20 protein-coding genes are annotated in these 24,959 nt (G+C 57.9%); 8 read left to right on the top strand and 12 right to left on the bottom strand.

The features are described 5' to 3' along the window. Positions 1 to 7: 7 nt before the first annotated feature. The 4 genes from PK28_RS06720 to PK28_RS06705 form a co-directional block, all read right to left on the bottom strand. Positions 8 to 2,032: an RICIN domain-containing protein gene (locus tag PK28_RS06720; protein WP_082016997.1), complete on the bottom strand. Its 2,025-nt coding sequence runs from the start codon at positions 2,030 to 2,032 to the stop codon at positions 8 to 10. 176 nt (positions 2,033 to 2,208) lie between these two features. Beyond that, positions 2,209 to 2,430: a hypothetical protein gene (locus PK28_RS06715; RefSeq protein ID WP_156126280.1), complete on the bottom strand. Its 222-nt coding sequence runs from the start codon at positions 2,428 to 2,430 to the stop codon at positions 2,209 to 2,211. 289 nt (positions 2,431 to 2,719) lie between these two features. Further along, positions 2,720 to 3,445, bottom strand: a complete 726-nt coding sequence (locus tag PK28_RS06710; protein ID WP_048825697.1) for a response regulator transcription factor — start codon at positions 3,443 to 3,445, stop codon at positions 2,720 to 2,722. 283 nt (positions 3,446 to 3,728) lie between these two features. Then, the gene (locus tag PK28_RS06705) at positions 3,729 to 5,294 is read right to left on the bottom strand and encodes an amino acid permease (protein ID WP_044512656.1); all 1,566 of its coding nucleotides are present in this window, start codon (positions 5,292 to 5,294) and stop codon (positions 3,729 to 3,731) included. A 202-nt stretch (positions 5,295 to 5,496) separates the two neighbouring features. On the opposite strand from PK28_RS06705, the gene PK28_RS06700 reads away from it, so the two are divergent. Continuing rightward, positions 5,497 to 5,985: a DUF4890 domain-containing protein gene (locus PK28_RS06700; RefSeq protein ID WP_044512653.1), complete on the top strand. Its 489-nt coding sequence runs from the start codon at positions 5,497 to 5,499 to the stop codon at positions 5,983 to 5,985. 92 nt (positions 5,986 to 6,077) lie between these two features. Here PK28_RS06700 and PK28_RS06695 read toward each other — a convergent pair whose 3' ends face one another. Next, complete coding sequence (locus PK28_RS06695) at positions 6,078 to 6,722, bottom strand: NADPH-dependent F420 reductase (protein ID WP_044512651.1); 645 nt, start codon at positions 6,720 to 6,722, stop codon at positions 6,078 to 6,080. Positions 6,723 to 6,794: 72 nt separating this feature from the next. Beyond that, on the bottom strand, positions 6,795 to 7,232 hold the full coding sequence (locus PK28_RS06690; RefSeq protein WP_044512649.1) for a MarR family winged helix-turn-helix transcriptional regulator: 438 nt from the start codon (positions 7,230 to 7,232) through the stop codon (positions 6,795 to 6,797). A 213-nt stretch (positions 7,233 to 7,445) separates the two neighbouring features. Between PK28_RS06690 and PK28_RS06685 the strand changes: the two genes are divergently transcribed. The 4 genes from PK28_RS06685 to sbcD all read left to right on the top strand — a co-directional run bounded on the left by PK28_RS06685 (position 7,446) and on the right by sbcD (position 11,259). Beyond that, on the top strand, positions 7,446 to 8,825 hold the full coding sequence (locus tag PK28_RS06685) for an MBL fold metallo-hydrolase (RefSeq protein ID WP_044512646.1): 1,380 nt from the start codon (positions 7,446 to 7,448) through the stop codon (positions 8,823 to 8,825). Positions 8,826 to 8,942: 117 nt separating this feature from the next. Continuing rightward, positions 8,943 to 9,281, top strand: a complete 339-nt coding sequence (locus tag PK28_RS06680; RefSeq protein WP_156126279.1) for a DUF6970 domain-containing protein — start codon at positions 8,943 to 8,945, stop codon at positions 9,279 to 9,281. Between the two features lie 70 nt (positions 9,282 to 9,351). Next, complete coding sequence (locus PK28_RS06675) at positions 9,352 to 9,858, top strand: hypothetical protein (RefSeq protein ID WP_156126278.1); 507 nt, start codon at positions 9,352 to 9,354, stop codon at positions 9,856 to 9,858. Positions 9,859 to 10,029: 171 nt separating this feature from the next. Further along, on the top strand, positions 10,030 to 11,259 hold the full coding sequence (gene sbcD / locus PK28_RS06670; RefSeq protein WP_044512639.1) for an exonuclease subunit SbcD: 1,230 nt from the start codon (positions 10,030 to 10,032) through the stop codon (positions 11,257 to 11,259). 89 nt (positions 11,260 to 11,348) lie between these two features. Here sbcD and PK28_RS06665 read toward each other — a convergent pair whose 3' ends face one another. Beyond that, a complete protein-coding gene (locus PK28_RS06665; RefSeq protein ID WP_231576231.1) occupies positions 11,349 to 12,629 on the bottom strand; it encodes a glycoside hydrolase family 2 TIM barrel-domain containing protein in 1,281 nt (426 codons plus the stop codon). 204 nt (positions 12,630 to 12,833) lie between these two features. On the opposite strand from PK28_RS06665, the gene PK28_RS20380 reads away from it, so the two are divergent. Further along, complete coding sequence (locus tag PK28_RS20380) at positions 12,834 to 13,070, top strand: hypothetical protein (protein ID WP_156126276.1); 237 nt, start codon at positions 12,834 to 12,836, stop codon at positions 13,068 to 13,070. A gap of 308 nt (positions 13,071 to 13,378) precedes the next feature. Then, positions 13,379 to 14,191: an IS5 family transposase gene (locus tag PK28_RS06660; RefSeq protein ID WP_044512637.1), complete on the top strand. Its 813-nt coding sequence runs from the start codon at positions 13,379 to 13,381 to the stop codon at positions 14,189 to 14,191. A gap of 280 nt (positions 14,192 to 14,471) precedes the next feature. Here the strand turns inward: PK28_RS06660 and PK28_RS06655 are convergent, their stop codons facing one another. The 4 genes from PK28_RS06655 to PK28_RS06645 form a co-directional block, all read right to left on the bottom strand. Next, positions 14,472 to 16,766, bottom strand: a complete 2,295-nt coding sequence (locus PK28_RS06655) for a GH92 family glycosyl hydrolase (RefSeq protein ID WP_044512635.1) — start codon at positions 16,764 to 16,766, stop codon at positions 14,472 to 14,474. A gap of 78 nt (positions 16,767 to 16,844) precedes the next feature. Beyond that, complete coding sequence (locus PK28_RS20375; RefSeq protein WP_156126275.1) at positions 16,845 to 17,243, bottom strand: hypothetical protein; 399 nt, start codon at positions 17,241 to 17,243, stop codon at positions 16,845 to 16,847. 57 nt (positions 17,244 to 17,300) lie between these two features. After that, positions 17,301 to 17,792, bottom strand: a complete 492-nt coding sequence (locus tag PK28_RS06650) for a nuclear transport factor 2 family protein (RefSeq protein ID WP_044512632.1) — start codon at positions 17,790 to 17,792, stop codon at positions 17,301 to 17,303. Positions 17,793 to 17,933: 141 nt separating this feature from the next. Next, positions 17,934 to 20,222: a GH92 family glycosyl hydrolase gene (locus tag PK28_RS06645; RefSeq protein ID WP_071885068.1), complete on the bottom strand. Its 2,289-nt coding sequence runs from the start codon at positions 20,220 to 20,222 to the stop codon at positions 17,934 to 17,936. 183 nt (positions 20,223 to 20,405) lie between these two features. Here PK28_RS06645 and PK28_RS06640 point away from each other — a divergent pair, with 183 nt between their 5' ends. After that, complete coding sequence (locus PK28_RS06640) at positions 20,406 to 23,837, top strand: AAA family ATPase (RefSeq protein ID WP_044512630.1); 3,432 nt, start codon at positions 20,406 to 20,408, stop codon at positions 23,835 to 23,837. Here PK28_RS06640 and PK28_RS06635 read toward each other — a convergent pair. Continuing rightward, positions 23,834 to 24,898 carry a DUF6687 family protein gene (locus PK28_RS06635; protein ID WP_044512627.1) on the bottom strand — a complete coding sequence of 355 codons (1,065 nt, stop codon included), beginning with the start codon at positions 24,896 to 24,898 and terminating at the stop codon, positions 23,834 to 23,836. The genes PK28_RS06640 and PK28_RS06635 overlap by 4 nt on opposite strands. Positions 24,899 to 24,959: the final 61 nt, after the last annotated feature.

The following is a 24,959-nucleotide window of genomic DNA, read 5'->3' as shown; positions in this document are numbered from 1 at the left end:
CTTTTGGCTACTTCACAATGGTAAATTCTACGCGGCGGTTGAGGCGACGGGTTTCTTCCCGCTCGTTGCTGGCGCGGGGTTTGGAGCCTCCGTAGCCGACGGTACTGATACGGTTTTCGGCCACGCCGCGGCGCACCAGGTAGTTTTTCACTTCCTTCACCCGGTCCTCGGAAAGCTTCACGTTCAGGGCTGGGTTGCCTACGTTATCGGTGTGGCCTTCCAGCCGGATGTTCACTGTGGGGTTATCTACCAGCGTAGCGGCCAGACGGTTGAGCTCCGTGAAAGAGGCAGGCAGCATGGTATACTTGCCCTGGGCAAAAATGAGGGTGGGCAGTTCCAGGCGGGAGCCCACGCTGGCAGGCATCACCAGGAACTCGCGGGCCTGGTTGGTGGTGAGGGTAATGGTATCGGTGGCGGTGAGGAAGCCACCAGCGGTAGCCGCCACGCGGTAGCGGCCTACCGGCAGCATCAACTGGAACGTACCACCGCTGGCTTCGCTGCGCGCGTTGGCCAGCAGCATCACATTCTCATCCAGGCGCTCGGCCTTAATGGTGGCGGCAATGGGCTTGCGGGTTTTAGCATCCAGCACGCGGCCCGTGAGCGTGGCCCGAACCAAGGCAGGCGGCGCCACAACCGTATCGGGCTTGGGCGGAGGCGGCGTTACGCCTACTTCAGCCCGTACAATATCGGCCGGGCCATTGGGGGTGCCGGAGGTAGCATAATAAGCCTGCTTACCGTCGGGAGTCAGCTGAAAATAGGCATTGAAGCCGGGGCCGTTCACGGTAGGGCCCAAATTCTGGGGAGTGGTCCAGGCCGTCCAGGAATTATCGAGGCGGTGAGATACAAAGACATCTGCTGAGCCGTAGCCAGCGTGGCCATAAGAGGCAAAATACAGGGTTTTGCCATCCGGCGAGAGCCAGGGCGCAAACTCAAAGCCGGGCGAGTTGATAACATTACCCAAATTGCGCGGCTCACTCCAGGCACCGTCGCGGGTGGGCAGGCTCACGTACAGGTCGTTGGCCCCGTAGGCATCGGGGCGGTCCAGGGACAGGAACAGCACTTTCTCGTCGGCCGGCGCGAAAAACGTGGTGGAGGTGCCGTTGGAATAGTAGTTAATGATATCGAGCGACTCGGGCTTTAAGGCCTGCTTGCCGCTGAGCTCGGTGCGGGATACGCCTTCGTCGCGGAAGCTGCCGTCCCGCTCATAGAAACCCCGCACCAGCAGGACCTTGCCGTTTTCCACCACTGCCATTACCCCGTTGTTCTGGGGCGTATTCAGCGCATCGAGACGCTGGGCCAGGCCCCAGGTGCGGCCGTTATCTGTGGAGCGGCTCACCCAGATATCGGCCGATTCCGTGTTGCCTTCCAGATTGCCGGCAAAGCGGTTCCGGGCAAAGTACAGCGTGTTGCCATCGGGGCTGAGCACGGGCTGCATTTCATTGCCTATGCTATTCACGCCGGGCCCCAGCGAGGTGGGCGCGCCCATCAGGGGGTGGTCGGTGGCCAGGTTCAGCTTCAGCGGAAACAGCCACCACTGCTGGCTGGCCCGCCCCAGAGCCCGCTGGCCCACTACGGGGGTAGCATTAGCTTTGTCGGCGGAAATGAGGGCCAGGCTGAAATCATTGCCCCGGCTTACCAGCTGAAAGGAGCCGATGGGCCCGGCCGGCACTATGCGCCACTGCTGGTAAAAGCTGCCCGACCACGGCCGCTGCACCACGGCGGCATTTTCGGCGGGACCATCCAGCGTGAGCACCTTGCCGCTGTGGCGGGCTTCAATGCGGTAATAGGTGCTGTTGGGCGTAACGGGCGTGAGGCGCCATTGCTGGCTCTGGGCTTGGGTAAACTCCCACTGCACGGCCTTGGCGCCCGTTTCGGGCGAGGCATTGCTGATATCCAGGGAGCGGCCACTGCCGCGGGCCACCACCCCGTACCATACGGCGGGGTCGGGGATGAAAGCTGCCTGTTGGGCCATAGCCGGGGTATCCAGCCCGAATAATACCAACCAAAGCAAGCAAATCAGTAAACGAATCATAAGCACGCGAAACGGATGAATCGGCCCCAAGTTAGCCGATTTCCGGGCGGCAGGCGCAAACCCGTTAAAAGAGCAGGGCGTCCATCTCTCTCCGAAGAAAGAAAACGGGCGCCCTGGTCTGGCGGATACAAAGTAGTGGTTTCAACTATAGAGAGACACTAAATGAAACACCGGGACTATTGATTATTGATGTACTTGAAGCGCACAAAACGCTCATTTTCATAAATAGCCGCAAAATGGCCACCGCCGGTGCTGCTGGTGTTAGCCGGCGAAGAGGAAGAAGTAGCGCGGCGTTCCGGGCGCTCAGCCGGGGCTTTAGGAGTAGTAGGAACGGCGGGATATGCTCCGGGTGTGAGGCCCGGAACATGGCAGATAAAGGAGAGGATTTTTGAGGGCATGTTGGTAGACATTAAGAGGTGTGAAACAACTCCGGTGGTAATAAAGGAAAGCAGAGCGGCGTATCAGAAAATAGTTTAAAGAAATTTTATTGAACGATGCTAAGATAAAACAATAATTTTCAATTATCAATCCGTACTATCCCGTAAATTCACCTCCGTACCAGTACGGAGTTTAGTTTCTGCCCGTTATCAGGCCACAGCGGCCTTCCGGGTAACGCAAAGGCGCGTAGCAGATTCCCGGCGGCAGAAAGTACCGCAGGCTGATTATCCGGGAAGGTTTTGGTGCTGTTTAGCTAATCAGCTTATGCCGGAACGCATACTTGATGAGCCCCACTATGGACTTGGAATTGGTTTTGGCGAGGATATTTTTGCGGTGCGTTTCCACCGTCCGCTCGCTGATAAATAGCTCCTCGGCAATGCGGTTATTGGAATATTCCCGCACAATAAGCGCCAGCACCTGCCGCTCCCGCTCTGTTAGTAGTACCGCCGGCTCCTGTTGTGGCGTGCGGCGGGCCGGAATATCCAGGTTCTGCAGCAGGGCGGTGGCTACTTCCTGGCTGAAGAACGTGTTGTGGGCCGCCACCTGCCGGATGGCCAGCACCAACTCCGACTTGGTAGAATTTTTCAATAGGTAACCGGTACCTCCGGCGGCCAGCACCGCCCGTATTCGGGCGGCATCGGGCAGGGAGGAAAGCGCCAGCACCTGCACGGCCGGCTTTTGCTGTTTAATGCGCCCCACCAGTTCCACGCCTTCCGCGGCGGGCATATTCAGGTCCACAATGGCCACCTGTACCTGCGGCAGCGCGTTTAGTAGCCGCAGGGCTTCTTCCCCATTGCTGGCCTGGCCCACCACCTGTATATCCTGCTCCGACCGCAGCAGGGTCCGGATGCCTTCCAGTACCATCTGGTGGTCATCTACCAGAAGAACCTGGATGCCGGGCGGGCTTCTTTCTTCGGTGGTAGTTACCGCAGGCAGCCTGCCCGCGGGCTTTGCAATAGATTGGTGGTTGCTCATCTTTCAGTCCCTGGTTGTATAGCACCATACTAAATATAGAAATATTACTGATGTAATCAAATTTATATTTTATTGTCTTAATTATACAATATATTTTATAAACAATTGATTTATTGATTAATACATCATAAAAACTAAACCAGAGTGCCGGTATTAATGGGTGGGGTTATGATTCCGGCGGCTAAAGGTTTTTGCCCGCTGACTTCCTCTCATACTTCAGCAAGTAAAAACCCCGCCAGTTAGTACTGACGGGGTTTTTTACTTGCTGAAGTATGGGGTTTGACTATTCGTGCACCTTCACTTCATCCATTTCAGTAGGCATTACTACAATGCCCTGCTGCAGCTTGGAGTTGCGCTTGCCATACAGGAAGTACACAATGAAGCCCAGAATCATCCAGCCAAAGGCCACCTTCAGCGTAAACGAATCCAGGGCCATAATCATGCTGGTGCACACCAGTACGCCCATAATGGGTACCAGAGGAAACGAGGGCGACGACAGCGGCGCGCGGAACGGCCGGTGCTGGGCGGGGTCGGAGCGGCGCATAATCCAGATACCAGCCGATACCAGCACAAAGGCCAGCAGCGTGCCAAAGGAGGTTAAGTCACCGGCCAGGGAGCCGGGCACGAAGGCCGCGAAACCACCCACAAAAACCAGCAGGGCCAGGTTCGATTTATAAGGCGTACCAAAGCGGGGGTGCAGCTCGGAAAAGGCTTTGGGCATCAGGCCATCTTTGGCCATGGAGAAGAACACGCGGCTCTGGCCCATCAGCATTACCAGAATTACGGAAGAGAAACCCAGCAGAATGGCCACCGTTACGGCTGTGCTCAGCCACTCGTAGCCGGGCATGTAGTTTTTAATAGCATAGGTTACCGAGGCCTCACCGCCCTTGGCTGGGTCGGCAAAATCGCGCCAGTTGGCTACGCCCGTCAGCACGTGACCGAACAGGATGTAGAGGATAGTACATACGGCCAGAGAGCCCAGAATACCAATGGGCATGTCGCGCTTGGGGTTTTTGGCTTCCTGCGCGGCGGTGCTCACGGCATCAAAGCCAATGAAGGCGAAGAATACAATGGCCGCACCACCCAGGATGCCGCCCCAGCCGTGCTTGTTCCAGGCTGTGTATTCGCGTATGATCTTGCCGGCCGCATCTTTCACGGGCTCCGCGTTTTCGGGAATCAGGTAAGGCGTGTGGTTGGCGGGGTTGATAAACTGCCAGCCTACGGCAATGAAAACCAGCACAATGGCTACTTTCAGAAACACCACAACGGCGTTAAACATAGCCGACTCCTGGGTGCCTTTAATGAGCAGCAGCGACAGGGCCACGATAACGAGCAGCGCCGGCAGGTTAATGATACCGTGCTCCGTAACGCCATTTACCACGGCACTTTCAAAGGGCGAGTGGCTTAAGCTGTACGGCATACTGGTGCCAAAGACTTCTAAGAGCTTGTTCAGGTATTCACTCCAGGCAATGGATACCGTAGCGGCGCCCAGCGCATATTCCATAATAAGTGCCCAGCCAATTACCCAGGCAATAAACTCGCCCATGGTGGTGTAGGCGTAGGTGTAGGCCGAGCCGGCAATGGGAATCATGGCTGCAAACTCAGCGTAGCACAGCCCCGCGAAAACGCAGCCAATAGCCGCCACAATGAAAGCCAGCGTTACGCCCGGGCCCGAAGCCTGCGCTGCTGCAGCTGCCGTGCGCACAAATAAACCCGCACCGATGATGGCTCCCACGCCCAACGCTACCAGGTTGCCGGCCCCCAGGGTACGTTTTAGTGTGCCGTGGCCGGTGGAGTTGGCCTCGCCCAGAAGCAGGGCCAGCGGCTTTTTGGCGAAAATATTTGCCATAGAGGTGAAAAGAGAAGAGAAAGAAAAGGGTGAGTAGGAAAGAAACCGATGGTTGCTACACAGCAACGGCAAGGCCAATATAGCCGATTATCCGGAGTGTAAGGCCAGATAAGCCGTTTGGCGCCGGGTTTCTGGTCCTGATTAAACCTGGCACCAGCTTTGTAATCTAACCCGGCAAAACCATTCCACAGACTCACTTCCTATGAAAAAGATGCTTGTACTGGTAGCCATGGCTGCCCTTTTTACTACTGCCGCTTCTGCTCAAACCACCACTACCCCCGCTGCTCAGCACCAGGGTATGCACCACGGCCAGGGTATGGGCATGGGAATGGGCCACGAGAAGATGCCCCCGGAGCAGCGCGCTGAAAAGATGTCGCAGCGCCTCACCCAGCAGCTTTCGCTCTCCGCTGATCAAACCACCAAGGTGCAGGCCATCCTGCTGGCCCAGGGTCAGGAAATGGACGCCATCCATACCAAATACGCTGCCTCCACTGACCGCAAAGCCGCTATGCCGGAGATGAAGGCCTCCCGGGAGAAATACGAAACCCAGCTGAAGGGCGTGCTCACCGCAGAGCAGTACACCAAGTATGACCAGATGCGCGACGAGCGAATGCAGAAGAATAAGTCCAAGATGAAGGACGGCAAAATGAAGATGAAGCACGACAAGATGAAAATGAAGGCTCAGTCTTAATTTCTGCTCTCTACTACGTACCACCGTATGCAAAAGCCCCGGCCGTTTGGCCGGGGCTTTTTGTTTGAATGCGTTTCCGCAAGCGGGCGGTCTTAGAAGCGCATAGCGTGCGTCCAGGTATTGTGAATGATGCCGTAGCGCACCCACAGCAGCACAAACGGCTCGGTGGCGCGGGCTTCCTGAATGCCGCCCAGGTCGGTGATGCGGCGCCAGCCCATTTGCCGGAGCAGCTCTGTTACCTGCTGCTTGGCGCCGGCATCGTCGCCGCACAGGAACATGTCGGGCTCTCCGCCCCCATTGGCCGAAGCGGGGTCAATCATTTGGGCTACGTTTACCAGGTTCAGGGTTTTTACCACGTGGGCGCCGGGCAGGGCGCGCTGCACCTGCTCGCCCAGGGAGTCGGTAACACCGACGAACAGCTGGGGAGGCATGCCCTGGGAGAAGTCCAGCGGATTGGTCAGGTCGATGACGGTTTTACCGGCTGCGTTGGCCGCGCCGGCCTGCTCTACGGCGGCTATGGTGCCCGTGCCCATGGTGGCCACAATCAGCAGTTCGCCGAATTGAGCTGCGTCGGTAAAGGAACCTTCGCGGGCAGTGCCGCCGTGCTGCTGCACCCAGGCTACCGCCTTTTCATTGCCCGCCTGGCGCGAGCCCAGCATCACTTCATGGCCCAAAGAAAGCAGCTTAGCGCCCAAGGTCTGCCCTACATTGCCGGTACCTAAAATTCCGATTTTCATATGTTAATTGGTAAAGGTGAGAAATGAATTTGTTTGGTTGTACATGCAATTATTAATCGACCAAAAAAAAGGCTATTCAGCCTCTTCCAGCGCCTGAATGGCGGTATAGGATTGTTGGGTGAGCATTTTAGCTGCTTCCACGCCAATTAGCTCAGAGTAGCGAGCATACAGGCTGCGCCAGGCGGCCTGCAGTTGAGGCTGCAAGGCCTGCCCCTTTTCCGTGGCATGCACCTGCGTGGTGCGCCCGGTTACCTCCCGGCGGAGGTAGCCCTGATGCTCCAGCTTTTCCACTAGCCTTGACACGGTAGAGGGCGTCAGCTTCATCAGCTCGCTGAGCTGGGACGGCTGAATGCCGGGCTGCCGGTTCACGTTCATCACCACAAACGCCAGGCTGGGGGCCAGCCCCGTGGTCCGGAATTCCTGATCCGCCAGTCCGGTTAACAGCCGGCCCAGCGCATTGGCCGCAAAATACAGGCAGCCGCAGTAAGGGGAATTCTTTTTGTCGCTCATGATGGCTCAAAGGTAAATGATTTTATAATTGTATGTACAAGCATTATTAAAAATATTTTTTTCCTTTCTCTGCAAAGAGCCTTTCCTGCGGCCGCAGCCTGTCAATTTGCCACAGAATCGGCCTTTGCCATACAAAAGGAACTACACTTGCTTATATTTGAAAATATGCCTCCCGCGTAGCTGCGTCCGAGGCATCCACCAAGTTATACCCCTATGAGTCCCCTCCCCAGTAGTACCTCGTCGGTACAAATTCAGCAGTTTTACGATAAAGGGCTGGCCCACGCCAGTTACGCTATCCGCAGTGGCCGCCAGGTAGCTATTATTGACCCGGCCCGCGACCCCCAGCCCTACTATGATTTTGCCGACGAGCACGAGGCCCGGATTGTAGCCGTTATTGAGACGCATCCGCACGCTGATTTTGTATCCTCGCACCTGGAAATAGCCGAAGAAACCGGCGCCACTATTTACTGCAGCAAGCTGGTGCACGCCACCTATGCCCATCATGCCTTTGATGATGGTGACCGGATAGCGCTGGGCACCGTGGAGCTCCACGCCATCAATACCCCGGGCCACTCCCCCGACAGCATCAGCATTCTGCTGATAGACGATATGGCCCAGACCCGCGCCGTATTCACCGGCGATACGCTGTTTGTGGGCGATGTAGGCCGCCCTGACCTGCGCGAGAGTGAGCTGGTAGGCGGGCACCAGCGCGAGCAGCTGGCCGCCCAGCTCTACCTCTCCACCCGCAACAAGCTCATGACGCTGCCGCCTACCACCAAGGTGTACCCGGCGCACGGCCCAGGCTCCCTGTGCGGCAAAACCACCAGCCCCGATCTGGACAGCACTATTGGCAAGGAGTTGAAAACCAACTACGCCCTGCAGCCCATGACGCAGGATGAGTTTGTGCGGGTATTGCTGGAAGACCAGCCCTTTATGCCCAAGTATTTTGGGCACGATGTAATGCTGAACAAGCAGGGCGCACTGCCCTTCGAGGACAGCATCCGGCGGGTGCCGCGCCCGCTGATGGATGCGCCCGTAGAGCCCGGCATTCTCATTATTGATACCCGCCCGGCCGCGGAGTTTCGGGCCGGCCACCTGCCCGGCGCCATTAACCTGATGGATGGCGGCAAGTTTGAAACCTGGCTGGGCTCCATTGTAGGCCCCAGGGAGCCGTTCTACCTGCTGGCCGATTCCCAGATTGCCCTGGACACCGTGATTCGCAAAGCCGCCAAAATCGGCTACGAAACCAACATCAAAGGCGCCCTGCTCACGCCCCACCAGCTACCGGCCACCAGCCCCACCACCGATGTGGAGCACGTGCGCCAGCAGCCCCAGGATTTCACCATCGTAGACATCCGCAACCGCACCGAAGCCCAGCACCCCATTTTCGATAATGCCCTGCTGATTCCGCTGCCCGAGCTGCGCGAGCGGGTGCGCGAAGTGCCGACCGATAAACCGATTCTGGTGCATTGCGCCGGTGGCTACCGATCCGCAGCGGGTGCCAGCATTCTGGAAGCGGCCCTGCCCGGCGTGCCGGTTTATGACCTCGGCGAAGCCATTACCACCTTCCAGACGCAGTCAGCGCACGTGTAAACAACTTTGCGCAGTGCAACTATCTGGCACGGCGCGTACTCTTAAAATGACCAGGGACTTGCGAGCCTCTGGTCATTTTTGTTTTCTATAGCACCCGGCGCCTTCACCTGCATTCCTATGAAGAAGATTTTCTACTGTTTGATTGGCTCTGCCTTTGCATTCACGGCCTGCGAGAAGGTCGATATTGCCAAGGATTCTCCCAAGTGTATAAAGCAAAAAGCCGTGGACCTGAAAGAGGCTCCTTGTGAGTCGGATGTTAACATCAAGGAGTACTTTTTTCAGGGGAAACTGGTCTATGTTCTCAACCCGGGTGATTGTATTGCTGATGCTAGTGCGGAGGTGATAGATGGCAATTGCAATTCGCTCGGCTACCTGGGCGGATTCGGAGGAAACACCAAAATCAACGACGAGGACTTCAGTAAGGCCGAGTACAAGCGCACCATCTGGGAGAAATAAGGAATAAACAAGGACATCAATAGCTGTTCTCAGTAATATTATCCTCTTAAAACCTTCTGTCTTCCTGAGCTTGGCGAAGGATCTAGACTACCCTCCGCTAATTTGCAATATTCAAACAGCATATGCCTACACAATGAAATCGGAATATATCAAAGCCATAATTAACAAACTCGAAAAACTGATGTATGGCCATAATTACCAAGTGTATTTTTCATTCCATATTTTCACAAACTGCTCTAATAAATCAGAGTTCAATAATGAAATAAATAAACATTGCATCGAATTCAGCGAAGACTCCCAAAACAAAACCCCAATTGAATTAGATGATTTCTGGAAGAGGATAAACTATGGACTGAACTACCGTGGTGACACTACAGCGGGATTACACCTAGACCAACACAAAGAAAAAGAGCTAGAAAAAGCTACAAACGAATACATTAGCTTCATAAATGAATTTATTAAGCCAACAACTATTATTTATTCTACCATAGCACAAGAGGGAATTTATTGGAGCTATAGTTTTTTATTAAGGAACGACGACAAATCACTATATATTTCAGGTTGCGCGGAAGATTAATCTATATAATAAATTTAAAATATATACTAAAATAATTACCCTATTAATTGCTTTCAATTTACGAATTACTGTAGTACTAATTCCTACTTAACTTCATCTTGGCTTGATTGCTTATACTAACTCTTTCGCTTCTAACTAGGTTGAAGTATCTTTGAGATTCACTGGATTCTCATGCGCGTACTACACACCGCCGACTGGCACTTGGGTCAACGCTTCATCAGCGGGCACGAACGCACCGATGAGCACCGCCATTTTCTGGACTGGTTGGTGCAGACCGTGCGCGAGCAGCAGGTGGAAGTGCTGATAGTGGCCGGTGATATTTTCGATACTGGCTCGCCCTCCAACCAGGCCCTGGAGCTATATTACTCCTTCCTGCTGAATATGCGCGGCACCGGCTGCCGCGACATAGTGGTAGTAGGCGGCAACCACGACTCGCCCGCTACCCTCAACGCCCCCGCCCGCCTGCTGCGCCACCTGCGCGTGCACGTGGTAGGCTGCGTGCCCGACTGCTTCGAGGACCAGGTGCTGGTGCTGGATGATGCCCACGGCAAGCCCGGCCTGGTGGTGTGCGCCATTCCCTTTCTCCGCGACCGGGACGTGCGCCTTTCCGTGCCCGGCGAAACCGCCGAGGAGCGCGAAGCCCGCATCAAGCAAGGCATTGCCGACCACTACGCCCGCTGCGCCGAAATAGAGCAGGTGTGGCAGCTCAAAGACCTGGGCCTGCCCATTATAGCCACCGGCCACCTCTACGCCGCCGGCGCCGCCCCTTCCGATTCCGAGCGCACCATTCACGTAGGCAACCTGGGCCAGGTTACCGCCGACCACTTCCCCGCTATCTTCGATTACGTGGCCCTGGGCCACATTCACCGGCCGCAGCGCGTGGGTGGTCGGGAGCATATCCGCTACTCGGGCTCCCCTATTCCGCTGTCTTTTTCCGAGGTAGACCACCCGAAGGAAGTCTTGCTGCTGGATTTTAAGGGCGGCTGTCTGGCCGAGCTGCAAAGTCTGCTGGTACCGGGTGCCCGCCGGCTGGTGCGCTTCCACGGCACCCTGCAGGAAGTCACCCTAAGCCTCACAACCTACGATAATACCGGCTACCACCTCCCCGCCTGGGCAGATGTGCAGGTGCACTCTGAACTCACCCAGCTGGAAGTAGCCGATGCCCTGCTCAAAGTTATTCAGGAGCTGGACCGGCAGCAGCTGGAAGTGCTGGCCCGCCGCCACTTCCGCCTAGTCAAGCTCCGCGCCCTGGGCGAGGAAGAGGAAACCGACGCTCCCCTCACCCGCAGCCTCCACGATTTTACAGAGCGGGAAGTGTTTGCCCAGCGTCTGGAAGCCGAGCCGGAGGACAGCCGCGCCGAGCTGCTGCGCACATTTGATGAGCTGCTGGAACGCATGTAAAGAAAAAGGCCACTGAATCTCAGTGGCCTTTTTTATGCAGACTCTTTAGCAATTAGATGGCTGCTGTGCTTACAAGAAACCGACAACGGCTACTTGCCCTTCACATAAATCGGAATGTTGGCCGTGGCTACGTTGTCGTGCCCATCATAGGTGTAGATGAACAGGCGGTAGGCGCCTTCCTTATCAGGGGCTTTGAGTTTGGTTTTAGCTTTGGCATTCGCCGGAATCAGCCCTGCAATGGGTGCCGGGCGGCTTTCCCGGTCGCCGCCGGATTTCAGGTCGGTGCTTTCCGGGAGCAGCTCCCAGCGGTAAGTCAGCCGGTCTTTGTCGGGGTCGGTAACGGAGACCATGGCGGGGTAGCGCTTGCCGGGTTGCAGGTACACGCTATCCGTGGCCTGCTTTCCGTTCAGGCGGAAACCGGCCAGGTGCGGGGCGCGGTTTTCGGGCCATTGGCCGCTCCACAGGTACTGCATCACATCTACCACTTCCGACTCCTTCCCATCCTCCGTGAAGATGCCGTACCAGGTAGGGGTGCGCTCCTGTTTCTGGCCCCACAGAAACACGTAGGTGCCCAGGCACTGGGTTTTGTCCTTGGCCACCGAGGCCTCGTAGCGGCTCTGGTACACGGCGGCTTTCTGGCTGCTGGTTTCCTCTACTGAGGCTTTCCAGGGTGTAACGGGGCTTTCCCAGTGGCCGGTGGGGCCCCACTCGGCTACCACATACGGGCCGGCCCAGCCGGTGGCGCGCACCTGCTGCGGAATGGCCGCCAGCCCGGCGTAGGTATTAATGCTGAGGATATCCACGGCCGGGCATTTGGCCTTGATCAGGTCAACCTCCTTTTGGTTGAGGCCCGCCAGAACGGTGCTGGTGGGGTGGTTGGGGTCCACTTCGTGAATCATCTGGGCAATCTGCTGCACGGCGTCCCACACTTTAGGGTTGGTGTACTCCAGGTTCAGCTCGTTGCCGATGCCCCAGAACAGTACAGCCGGGTTGTCCTTGTACTTGAGTACATCGGCGCGCAGCCTTTGCAGCTGCTCGGCCACGGCCTGCGGGTTATTGTAGTCGAAGCCGTGCCGCTCCCGGGCCACGTCCAGGCCCAGCATCACGGTCAGGCCGTTTTTGTTGGCTTCGGCCAGCGTTACGTCGGCGCCATCGGTGCTCCAGGTACGGATGGAGTTGCCGCCGTAGGCCTTCACGCGCTCCGGGAACTGCCCGCCCCCCGCGCCTTTGATGAAGTATGGCTGGCCGCCCCGCAGCAGCTCGTAGCGGCCATCGGTCTGTTTTACTTCGACTTTAACCGGGCCGCTTTGGGCATAGGTAACGGTGCTGAGAGCCAGCAATGGTAGCAGAAAACGCAGATTTACGGACAAAATATGAGGAGTAAGGAGGCAGAAGGGGGTACCAAATCTAACGCAGAAAACGCACGTTACGCTGCTTCCCTACCCTCAAAATACGCGCGGCTCTGCGTCAGGCCACCTGTTTATGCAACCCAATTCCTGATTTACAGCCTTTTGAAACTAACCCCAATGGCACCGTCTGCGTTATTATAGCCTACACCATATCCCTTGTCAATCATGAGCATATTTGGTTCTGACCGCCCCAGCGGCACTATGGGTGGCCTGCTTTCAGGCCTGTTTGGGGGTCGCAAGACCGTTTACCCTACTACTGGCACCTATGACACCGCCGGCCGGTCTGGCGGTACTGGCCGTAAGCTCGTCACTGGCGCGTTGCTGGCGGCCGGCGCGGCGTATCTCTATAATCGGAATAAAAACAAGAGCGGCGCAACTCCTGGGTTTTTGCCTAACCGGTAGTATTTTTCTAGTAATTTAAAAGTCCCACTTCTCCAGTCCAACCAGACTGGAGAAGTGGGGCTTATTTTATAGGCAGACCACTAACGGGCTTTAATTATTAACTAATTTATATACTCCGTTCCAATACAAAGGTCTTGGTGTATTCATAGACGAATCAGAGATAAATAGATTCACAACTACTTTAGAATTGTTTACTACTACACTGCCTCTATAACCGTAGTAACCAGGTTTTACAGGAATATTCTCGCCTTTAATTATTCCATTTTGAGAACTAGAGCGTGTTAATGACTAATTGAAGAAATTCGGGGATGAAAAAGCCCCACCCTGGTTATCCGAGCGATGTAAGCGACGAAGAATGGGCGTTTGCTGCCCCCTATTTGACGCTGATGAGCGAAGCGGCCCCGCAACGGGAATATCCGCTGCGGAGCTTGTTCAATGCCGTACGCTATTTGGCCCGCACCGGAGTGCCTTGGCACTACCTGCCGGGTGATTTTCCGGCTTGGCCGGCCGTCTACCAGCAGCTACGGCGTTGGCTCGAGGCCCGCTGTTTTGAAACGATGGTCGATGATTTGCGCCAGTTGCTACGCACAGCCCAAGGCCGCCCGGCCGAGCCCTCGGCCATCCTGCTCGACAGCCGCACGCTGCAAAGCACACCCGAAAGCGGGCACCGGGCCGGGTATGATGGGGCCAAGCGGCGCAACGGCAGCAAGGTGCACATGGCCGTGGACACGCTGGGGCATTTGCTGGCGGCGCTGGTCACGCCGGCCAACGAACAGGACCGGGCCCAGGTGGCAGCACTAGCCGAAGAAGTACAGGCCATCACGGGCCAATCGGTCACGCTGGCCTACGTCGACCAAGGGTACACGGGGCAGGAACCAGCGCAGGCCGCTGCCGAGCAGGGCATTGCCCTGCACGTGGTGAAATTGCCCGCGGCCAAACGAGGCTTTGTGTTGCTGCCCAAGCGCTGGGTGGTGGAACGCTCCTTTGCTTGGGCGGCCCGTTTCCGACGATTGGCTAGGGATTACGAACGCCTTACCTCCACCCTGGAAGGCATTCATTACCTCGTCTTTGCGTGTCTGATGCTCGTCAAAGCAAATCACATTAACCTGCTAAGTCATTAACACGCTCTAGAAAGAGGAATAAGTAGAGTATCCGTATATGTACTACCAAATAACATAGAAATAGGGTCATGTACCATCAATACTCTTCTCCCACGAAGCTCTATAAATTCCTTTCCACTCACTTGCTTTATTCGGGCATGCTTATAATTCTTTGCACCACATTGAAAGAGACAAAATACTATTAGCAGAAGGCATACAGTAGTAGATTTTTTCATGTTTATAAAGCTTGACAGTAGATAGACACCATTCTTACCTGTTGAAACTTATAAATTTTTCTTCCTCACGGCTTGCCCGCCATCGTAAACACCAACTCTCCCCCATTCATAATATCCTGATGTTTGAGGAACGGCCGCGTCAGCTTCTGGCCGTTTAGGCGCGCTTCTTTCACATACACGTTCTTGTCGCTCTGATTTTTGACGGTGATGCGGAAGATTTTGCCGTTTTCCAGCCGGAGCGTGGCGCCGTGGATGGCGGGGCTGCCGAGGGTGTATTCCGGGGAGCCAGGGGCTACGGGGTAGAAGCCTAGAGCCGAGAAGACGTACCAGGCCGACATCTGCCCGCAGTCGTCGTTGCCGCCGAGGCCGTCGGGGGTGGGGCGGTACATTTTGGGAAGAATCATGCGCACGCGGGCCTGGGTTTTCCAGGGCTGGTTGGTCCAGTTGTAGAGGTAGGCGGCGTGGTGGGCGGGCTCGTTGCCGTGCACGTAGTTGCCAATGATACCGTCGCGGGTGATGTCCTCGGTTTCGGCGAAGAACTTATCGGGCAGGTGCATGGTGAACAGCGAGTCCAGATGCTCCGTGAAGCGGGAGTTGCCGCCCATTTTGGCGATAAGCGCGGCGGGGTCCTGGGGCACGTAGAGGCTGTAGTTCCAGGCGTTGCCTTCGATGAAGCCCTGGTTGTTGGTGCTCAGCGGGTCAAACTCTTTGCGGAAGGAGCCATCGGAAAGGCGCGGGCGCATAAAGCCGATGCGCTGGTCGTACACGTTCTGCCAGTTCTGGGCGCGCTTGCTGAACTCCTGCTCAATATCCGCACGGCCCAGCTTTTTGGCGGCCTGGGCAATGCACCAGTCATCGTAGGCGTATTCCAGGGTTTTGGAGACGGAGGAGCCGCTTTTATCCTCGGGCACGTAGCCCAGGCGCAGGTACTCGCCTATGCCGTCGTACCACTGCTGGCGGGCAGTGGTTACGCAGGCATCCAGGGCTTTGTTGGCATCGAAGGGCGCGTTGCCTTTCACAATGGCATCGGCAATAACGGGCACCGCGTGGTAGCCAATCATGCACCAGTTTTCGTTGGCGTGGTGGCTCCACACGGGCAGCATGTGCTCGGCGCTCTGCCCAAAGTGCGCCAGCATGGACTGAATCATGTCGGCGTTGCGCTTGGGCTGCACCACGTTAAACAGCGGGTGCAGGGCGCGGTAGGTATCCCAGAGCGAGAAGGTGGTGTAGTTGGTGAAGCCTTCGGCCTTGTGAATGTTCTGGTCGAGGCCGCGGTACTGGCCGTCCACGTCCTGGTAGGTAGTGGGGCTGAGGAAGGCGTGGTACAGGGCCGTGTAGAAGTTGTCCTTGTCCACCTGTTTCGGCGAGTCAATGGTGACCTTGCTAAGCTCCTGCTGCCACTGCGCCTGACCCTGGCGCTTCGTCTGCTCAAAATCCCAGCCCGGCAGCTCGGCCCGCAGGTTACGCAACGCCCCTTCCGTACTCACCCCGGACAAGGCCATTTTCAGCTTGATCTTCTCCCCTGCCTGGGTCTGAAAATCGAAGTATAGGCGTAGCTGCTCGCCGGCCTGCTCCGGGAAGTTGTGCGCCTGATCAAAACGACCCCAGAAGCCCCGGTAAGCCTGCTTTTTGGCGTAGTTGCGGGCGCCGTACTGGCGGAAGGGCTTGGAGAATTGCAGGGCGAAATACTCGGTGCGGGTGCGGGCCCAGCCGTTGGTCTGGCGGTAGCCGGTTACCAGCGAGTCGTTTTCCACGCGCACAAACGTCCAGACGTTTTTATCGGGGTAGTTATAGATGCCGGCCGTGAGGTCGAGGATAATGTGGGCGTCGTCGGCCTTGGGGAAGGTGTATTGGTGAAAGCCGACGCGGTTGGTGGCCGTCAGCTCGGCCAGGATGTTGTGGTCGTCGAGCTTTACCTTGTAGTAGGCCGGCTCGGCTACCTCATTCTGGTGCGAAAACCGGGAGCGGAAGCCACTTTCGGGCTTATCGGCGGTGCCGGGGTTGAGCTGCAGCGGCCCGGTGGTGGGCATGATGAGGAAGTCGCCCAGATCAGAGTGGCCGGTGCCGCTGAAGTGCGTGTGCGAAAACCCGACGATTGTTTTGTCCTCGTACTGGTAGCCGGCGCAGTATTCGTACACCTTGGGGTTGTACTTGCCGTTCTGCTCGTAGCTGATGGTGTCGGTATCGGGCGAGAGCTGCACCATGCCAAATGGCACCGTTGCGCCCGGAAATGTGTGCCCCATGCGCTGCGTGCCTACAATGGGGTGCGCGTATTGAACGAGGTTTTCGGCGGGTTTAGCCTTTTGAGCGAAGGTGGGAATAGATGAGAGGAGGAGCGCGGCGAGGAGAAGGCGGGGCATTGGCTTCGGAGGGAGTAGCGTTGAAGCTGACAAGGTATGAATCAACTACCTTCTCTCGTTCCCTAACGACTCATTGCTTTACCGCTTCGAAATAGATTCAACCTTTCCAAGATAGGTTCGCTTGAGTGAACATGTCCGAGGATCAACAGGTACTGAAATATTTTCAGCTTCAAAAGCCGTGTCTGGTTGTATCAACACGAATTCTCCATTAGCGAATTTCTTACTGAGGTTACACAACTCTAATACTCTTATAGTATCGCCTTCATTTGTTTTCACTAAAGTGACAGAGGCAGTTGGTAATAGCCCGCACAACTCGTCAGTATTTTTGTGAAAAATAACTCTGCCTTTTATCTTCTTACTACTGACAACATATTGCCATTTGGCTTGACAACTATCCGACTGATCTTGTAAAGATTTTTTGGGTGAGAAGCTGAAAAAACTAGCAGCAAGCAGGGAGACAATAGCAACTCTTTTCATTTCAAATACAATAACGTTACTCAACTACAGCTAATAACAGCATGGTAGCCAAAAGTATCAATGTCCATAACTCACCACCCGCGTTACATTCCACTGCCCATCCTTTAGCCGCCAGACCATCATATTCTTGAAGGTACCGCAGTCGTCTTTGCCGTTTTCCACGTGGCAGAAACGGTGCTGGTAGGTTTCCACGGCGCCGTAGCCATTGATGGGATACACTTCCAGTGTGCCCGGTACCAGCTGGCGGTTCAGGCCGGTGGTTTTGTTTTGGTCGAACATATTTCGGAAGGCCTGCATGGTTTGCTGAAAGTTGGATAAGCCGCCTTTGTCGTGGTAAAACTCCACATCCTCGGCGAAGAAGGCTTGCAGCTTTTCTACATCGTGCTGGTTGAAGGCCACGAACATCAGGCTGTCCTGCTGGGCAATGGCGCGGTACAGCTGCGCATCGACTGGCTTGTATGTCCCCACCGCAGTTGGCGTGGCGGGTTTTACCGTGGCGCAGGCGCTCAGCATGGCCACACTACCTGAAAGCAAATACCGATTTTTCATACTTCAATTTTTCTGCGTCATGTCGAGCGCAGTCGAGACATCTTGCGTGCTGATGTTGTGATGGTAATCATCATATACTACACTAGCGAGATGTCTCGACTGCGCTCGACATGACGGGCAATTTAGATTGTATAGCCGGCTCTACCTCTCCCCTTTTGAAAACGAATACGGCGCGTCCTCAGCCTTCGTACCACGCATCATATTCGGCTTATCGGTCATTTCAAACTCTACCGTTCCGCCCTGCATCAGCGTTTGGTGGCTGAGCCAGTTGTGGGTGTAGGACTGGCCGTTGAGGCGCACGGCCTGCACGTAGCGGTTGGCGGCGCTATTGGCGGGGGCGTTCAGCACGATGGTCTTGCCGTTGGCGAGGTGTAGGGTGGTTTTCGGGAAGAGCGGGGCGCCCAGCACGTACTGGTCGGTGGCGGGGCATACGGGGTAGAAACCCAGGGCCGAGAAGACGTACCAGGCGGAGGTTTGGCCGTTGTCTTCGTCGCCGCAGTAACCGTCGGGGGTGGGCAGGTAGAGGCGGTTGAGGGTTTCGCGGGCCCAGTACTGGGTTTTCCAGGGCTGACCGGCGTAGGCGTAGAGGTACACCATGTGCTGAATAGGCTGGTTGCCGTGAGCATAATTGCCCATGCCCGCAATCTGCATCTCCCGGATTTCGTGAATCACGGAGCCATAATATGAGGCATCGAACACCGGCGCCAGGGTAAATACCGTGTCCAGGGCCGCCACAAAGGGCTTGGGGCCGCCCATGAGCGTCATCAGCCCGTTGATATCGTGGAACACCGACCAGGTGTAGTGCCAGCTGTTGCCCTCCGTGAAGGCGTCGCCCCACTTAAAGGGGTTGAAGGGCGACTGGAACGTGCCGTTCTGGTTGCGGCCGCGCATCAGGCGGGTTTCTTTGTCGAAGAGGTTGCGGTAGTTCTGGCTGCGCTTCTGGTAGAGCGCCACTTCCTTTTTGGGCCGCCCCAGTGCCTTGCCGAGCTGGGCAATGGCGAAGTCATCGTAGGCGTATTCCAGGGTGCGGGCGGCGCTTTCGTTGATTTTGACATCGTAGGGCACGTAGCCGAGCTTGTTGTAGTAGCTGGCGCCGGCCCGGCCCACGGCTTCCAGCGGGCCCTGGGCGTTGGCGCCTTTCAGCAGGCCCTCGTAGAGCTTGTTGATGTCGTAGCCGCGCACGCCTTTCAGGTAGGCATCAGCCACCACAGAGGCCGAGTTGTTGCCCACCATAATGTCGCGGTAGCCGGGGCTGGCCCACTCCGGCAGCCAGCCACCTTCCTTGTAGGTATTCACGAGGCCGGCCTGAATCTGGCTGTTCACGTCGGGGTACAGCAGGTTCAGGAAGGGAAACAAGGCCCGGAAGGTGTCCCAGAACCCGGTATCGGTGTAGAGGTAGCCAGGCTGCACCTGGCCATTGTAGGGCGAGTAGTGCACGGGCTGGCCGGCAGCATCCAGCTCGTAAAACTTGCGCGGAAACAGCAGGGAGCGGTACAGGCAGGAATAGAAGGTGCGCTGCTGGGCATCGGTGCCGCCTTCCACCTGCACCCGGCCCAGCTGCTCGTTCCAGGCCGTTTTTCCCTGCTGCTTCACGGCCTCAAAGTCGTTGGAACCGATTTCCTGGAGGTTGCGCTCGGCCTGCTCGGGGCTGATGAAGGACGATGCTACCCGCGCCTGCACCTGCTCGCCCTTGCGGGTTTTGAAGCCCACCACGGCCCCGGTGTGGCCGCCGGTAGCTTCCAGCCGCTGCCCGTAGAGTACTTTATCCAGGTAAACGGTAGTGCTGCTGAAGTCGTGGTCGAACTCAATAATGAAGTAGTTCTTGAAGTTCTGGGGCACACCGCCGCTGTTGCGGGTGGTGTAGCCGATGATGCGGCGCTGCTGGGGCTGCACCTGCACGTGGGAGCCGCGGTCCAGGGCATCGAGCACCACGTAGGCGCTGTCGGTTTTGGGGAAGGTGAAGCGGAAGCGGGCGGCGCGCTCGGTGGGCGTCAGCTCAGTGGTAATGTCGTAGTCGGCCAGGTACACGCGGTAGTAGTAGGGCGTAACTACCTCGGCCTTGTGCGAAAACCAGCTGGCCCGCTCCTCTTCCTCAAATCGTAGCGCCCCGGTGATGGGCATAAGAGCAAACTGCCCGTAGTCGTTCATCCAGGGCGAAGGCTGGTGCGTCTGTTTGAAGCCTTTGATCTTATCGGCCGAATACTGATAGGCCCAGCCGCTGCCCATTTTGCCGGTTTGCGGCAGCCAGAAGTTCATGCCCCAGGGCCGCGCAATGGCTGGGTAGGTGTTACCATTGGAAAGACTGGGCTTGGAATCGGTGCCCATCAGCGGGTTCACCAAATCGGCCAGGTTGGGGGTTTGATCCTGGGCGAAGAGAGGGAGGCACGCGAGGAGCAGCGCGGCGAGAGGAAATACTTTCAGCAGCTTCATGCAAGGGGCTTTGAAGCGGGGAATATAGGGAGGTGAATGGGCTGTTTGCTTATTCTTCTTTAGTAGCTCGCAGGAACGCCCGCTTCGGCGTAACTTCGTGGACTGTGTGCCCGGCGGCTTATTAGCCGGTTGCCGACCTTCTCTTCTGCTTTTCCCCGGCCTCTCCCCTGGTCGGTTTGCCCTATGAAAATTCTCCGCGTCCGCTTTTATAATCTGAACTCCCTGCGCGGGGAGCACACCGTCGATTTCAGCCAGACACCGCTGGTAGATGCCGGCCTGTTTGCCATTACCGGCCCTACCGGCGCGGGCAAAACCACCATTCTCGATGCCATTACCCTGGCCCTTTATGGCCAGGTGCCCCGCCACGAAACCAGCGGCCCCGAGCACGTGATGAGCCACGGCACCGGCGAAAGCTGGGCCGAAGTGGAGTTCGAAGTAAACGGCCAGGAGTACCGCAGCAAGTGGAGCCAGTACCGCGCCCGCCGGAAGCCGGAAGGCAACCTCCAGGACCCCAAAATGGAGCTCAGCGAAAGGAAGGTGGCAGAAGACGGCACGGAAACCTGGCCGTTTCTGGAAACCATGAAGCGCAACGTGCCGGTACGCGTGGCCGAGTTGAGCGGCTTGGAGTACAAGCAGTTTCTGCGCTCCGTTTTGCTGGCGCAGGGCGACTTCACCCGCTTTCTGAAAGCCCCGGCCGGGGAGCGGGCTCAGCTGCTGGAGAAGATTACCGACACCCGCAAGTACTCCGATATTTCGCGGGCAGCGTTTGAGCGGGCCAAGCAGGAAACCCAGCAGGTAGAGCAGCTGCGCGCGGGCCTGGCGGGCCTGGTGCTGCTCTCGCCGGAGGAGGTATCCTCGTTCGAATCCGAGATTCAGGAGCTGACTAACCAGCTGACTACCGCCACAGCGGCCCAGGAACACCTGCGCGAGGCCCGGCAGTGGCAGCTGCGCCTGCGGGAGCTGCGCCTCAAGCTCCAAACTACGCAGGAGCGTCAGCAGCAGCTTCAGCTTCAGGCCGAAACCCTGGTTTCCATTCGGCAGCGCGTGGCGGTGCACCAGCAGGCAGCGCCCTTCCGCACGCCCTGGGCGTTGCTCCAGCAGGCCGATACCCATCTGCAACGCCTGCACCACGAAGCCGAGCAATTCCGTCGGCAGCTACCGCAGCAGCAGGAGCAGCTGGCGCAGGTGCGGCAGGCCCGCCAGGCAGCCCAAACTGTGCACCAGCAGGCCCAGGCCGTACTGCAGCAGCAGGAGCCGGAGCTGCGCGAGGCCGAACGGCTGGATAGCCTTATTGGCCAGGCCGAAGCCCAGCTCATTAAGGAAAAGCAGGAGTACGACCTAAACAACGAGCAGTGCAAGCGCAGTAAGGCCGAAGCCGACCAAGCCACTACCCGCCTGCATACGCTGCAGCACACGCTGCACCACCTGGACAAGTGGCTGACCGACAATGCCCGCCTGAGTGAGCTGGCCGATATCCTGCCGGAACTGTCGGCCAACGCGCAGGACTGGGACAGCCTGGCTACCGAGCGGGGCCAGCTCAACCAGCGCCTAAGCGAGGCCCAACAGCGTCTAAGAACGTTGCAAACCGCTGCTGAGCAGCATCAGAAGGAAGCCGCGCAGGCCCGTCGGCAGCTGGAGCAGCTGGCCGCCGACCAGGCCGCCGCCACGGCTGAGCATAGCACTTGGCTGCGCCGCCTGCGCCACCATGTAGCCTTCCTGCACCAGGAGCAGGAGCAGCAGCAGCAGCATTGGGACGATTTGCGCCGCAGTGTGCACCTGCAGCAATTGGTATTGTCGCATGCTGAAACCCGCCAGCTGCTAATCCCGGGGCAGGCCTGCCCGGTGTGCGGGGCCACCGAGCACCCCTATCTGGCCGGGGTGCTGGGCGTGAGCGAAGACGGCTTTCAGCGCGACCAGCAGCGGGAAGAGGCGCTCAGCCAGCGCGTGCGCGCCCTCGGTACCCGCTTCAATCACCTGAATACCTTTTTGGCCATGTTAGAGCAGCTGGCCCCTGAGCCTTCGCCCTCCGACGAGCCCATCCCGCTGCTGGCTGAAGCCGACGAAAAAGCTGCCAGTGACACCATAAAGGCCCTCGTAAAACACATCCAGGATCTTGCGCGCCAACGCACCAGCGCCGAGCTACAGCTGCAGCAAGCCAACACTCAGCACCACCACGCCGCCCGGCAAGCGCAGGACTTTACCCTTGAAGCTCAAAAAATTTCCGCGCTCCTGGCCGATAACGCCGAGCGCACGCCCGTAGTGAAAGAAATGCTAACCAGCTTACTGGCGAATTTCGGCATTGCGTTTCAGGGAGAAAATGGCCGGGGCCTTCTGGAGCAAGCGGGCCGCCGCAGTGCTGAGTTTCGCCAACGCCAGCAGCAGCGCGCCGATGCCGAGCGCGAGTTGGGTGAGTTGAAAGCCGCGGCAGCCAAAGCCGAAGCCGAGAAGGGGCAGCTGCAAGCTTGGTTGTCGGCCCGTAAACAGGCGTTAGTGGAGCAGCACGCCGCCATTCAGGCGCAGCAGAAGCAACGGCAGCAGTTGTTTGCCGGCCCTGACGTGACGGCCGCACTTCAGCAACTGGCGGCGACTGTAGAGCAGGCAGCCCGGGAGATGGAACGCAGGCAGCAGCTGGAACAGGAGCAGGAAACAGCCCTGGCTTTGGCTACCGCCGCCCTTCGCCAGCGCGAGCAGGATGCCCAACGCCAGCAGCAGCAGCGCCAGCAGCAGCACGACGAGTTAGTGGCGGCTCTCACCGGCGCTGGTCTGGCCCCCGATCCGGCCACCCTACCGGCATTGCTCCTCGACGACCACGAGATGCGCCAACTGGCCGATCAGCTGCGCCAGCACGAGCAGGAAGTAGCCGCGGCCCAGCACGCCCTGGCCGACATCACGCAGCAGCTGCAGCAGGAAGATGCCCGCGCCCTCAGCCCTGAGCCCTTGGAGCAGCTGGAAGCGCAATTAACCACCACCAACCAGCAGCTGGCCGCACTCAATCAGCAGCTGGGCCAGCGGCAGGAACGGCTGGGCAGCCACCAGTCAGGCCTGGAGCGCCATGCCGCCCTGGCCCTGGAGCTGGAAAAGCAGCAGCAGGAAGCCCGCCGCTGGCGGCAGCTCGCGGAGCTCATCGGCTCGGCCGATGGCAAGAAGTTCAGCGAGTTTGCCCAGGGCCTTACGCTGGCGCGCCTTATCGACCTGGCCAACCGCCACCTGCACCGTTTCACGGACCGCTACCGCATCCTGCGCAACCCCGAGCAGCACCTCGATTTGCTGATTCAGGACGATTACCAAGCCAGCAGCGTGCGCACCATGAACTCGCTTTCCGGTGGCGAGAGTTTTCTGGTGAGCCTGGCGCTGGCGCTGGGCCTCTCGGAGCTGGCCGGGCGCAAAACGCAGATTGATACCCTGTTCATTGACGAGGGCTTCGGTACGCTAGACCCCGATACGCTGGACGTGGCGCTTTCGGCGCTGGAAATGCTGCAGGGCACGGGCAAAACCATCGGCATCATTTCCCACGTGGAGGCGCTGAAGGAGCGCGTCACCACGCAGATCAACATCCGGAAGGGCGCGGGCGGGTTCAGCTCCATTCAGGTGCTGGGCTTTGGCGAGGAAGTTTAGACGGTTTCGCTGGCCGCCCGGATTTCTGCCCAGGTCCAGTACCGTTTAGGCTCGATGCCGGCGTAGCCGGCGCGAAAAAACGCCACTACTTCCGCTTCCATCGTTTCCGGAGCAATGGAAGAAGCATAGATGGGTCGTTGGTCGGGGTCGGCGTAGCGCTGGGCTTTGCTGAGGCCTTTGCCGCTCAGGCGCAGCAGCGGGCCGGTGTCCGTAATGCCATCAAAAGTCCAGCGGCGGGGCGGGGTTTCCAGGGCATTGAGGCGCTGGGCCAGCGCATCCAGGCGCAGGCGCGGCAGCGTGGGGCGGCTTTCCAGGTCAATCCAGGTGGTGTATTTGTACTCGAATTCGTAGCGCTGCCCATCGTACAGGCTCAGCACCATATCGGTGCCGGCGGTGGGGCCAAACAGGGCGTAATACGGCAGCGGCTGCGGGGTGCGCACCACAATCAGCCCAATTTCCGGGTAACGCGTGCTTGTGGTGGCCGGGCTTTGCATGATGGCCACGGCCTGCTTTACCCGTGTGTACTCCGGCTCCCAGGCCGTGCGGCCAGCATCCGGGTTGTCCAGCATTTCCGCGAAGCGGGGCAAAAACCACTCGAATTTCTCCGCCGAAGCTTCATCCTCGCGCCGGCGGCGGGCCGGCGCCCCGAAGGGCTCGTAGAACCGGGCTTTTTCTTCGGCATTCAGCCAGCACACCAGCTGCAGGGCCTGGTCGGCCAGAGGATGCTGCCAGTCAATTTCGCGGAAGTCGCCGAGCGTGGCTACCAGCCGCAGCAGAGACTCATGCCGGAGGGCCAGCTCCGGATGCAGCAGGCTCCACACGCCTACAAAGCCATCCACATCAAAATGATTGGCCGTTACGGCGGCGGCCGCCAGTTCCGGCGTGGCAGGCTCGTGCAGGGCCCGCAGCACGGAGCCGGCGCTGGTATCATCGCGCAGGGCCTCTGGAGTAGCGGCTCCGCGCCAGTGCGCCAGCGTGAGGGCCGCGCCGAGGCCTACGCTATCCACTACAATAGTAAGCTGCCGGCGAAGTTGGGCAAAAGGCACGAAGGTGCGGCTCATAGCAAATGGTTCAGGCGAAGTACCGGTGGCGGCAAAGCTACAACCGCCTGCCTCCGGTTTC

It is taken from the genome of Hymenobacter sp. DG25B (assembly GCF_000801315.1).
In the GTDB taxonomy this organism is placed as follows: domain Bacteria; phylum Bacteroidota; class Bacteroidia; order Cytophagales; family Hymenobacteraceae; genus Hymenobacter.
The sequence above is the reverse complement of the archived record's forward strand: the minus strand, read 5'-3'. Positions and strand labels throughout refer to the sequence as shown.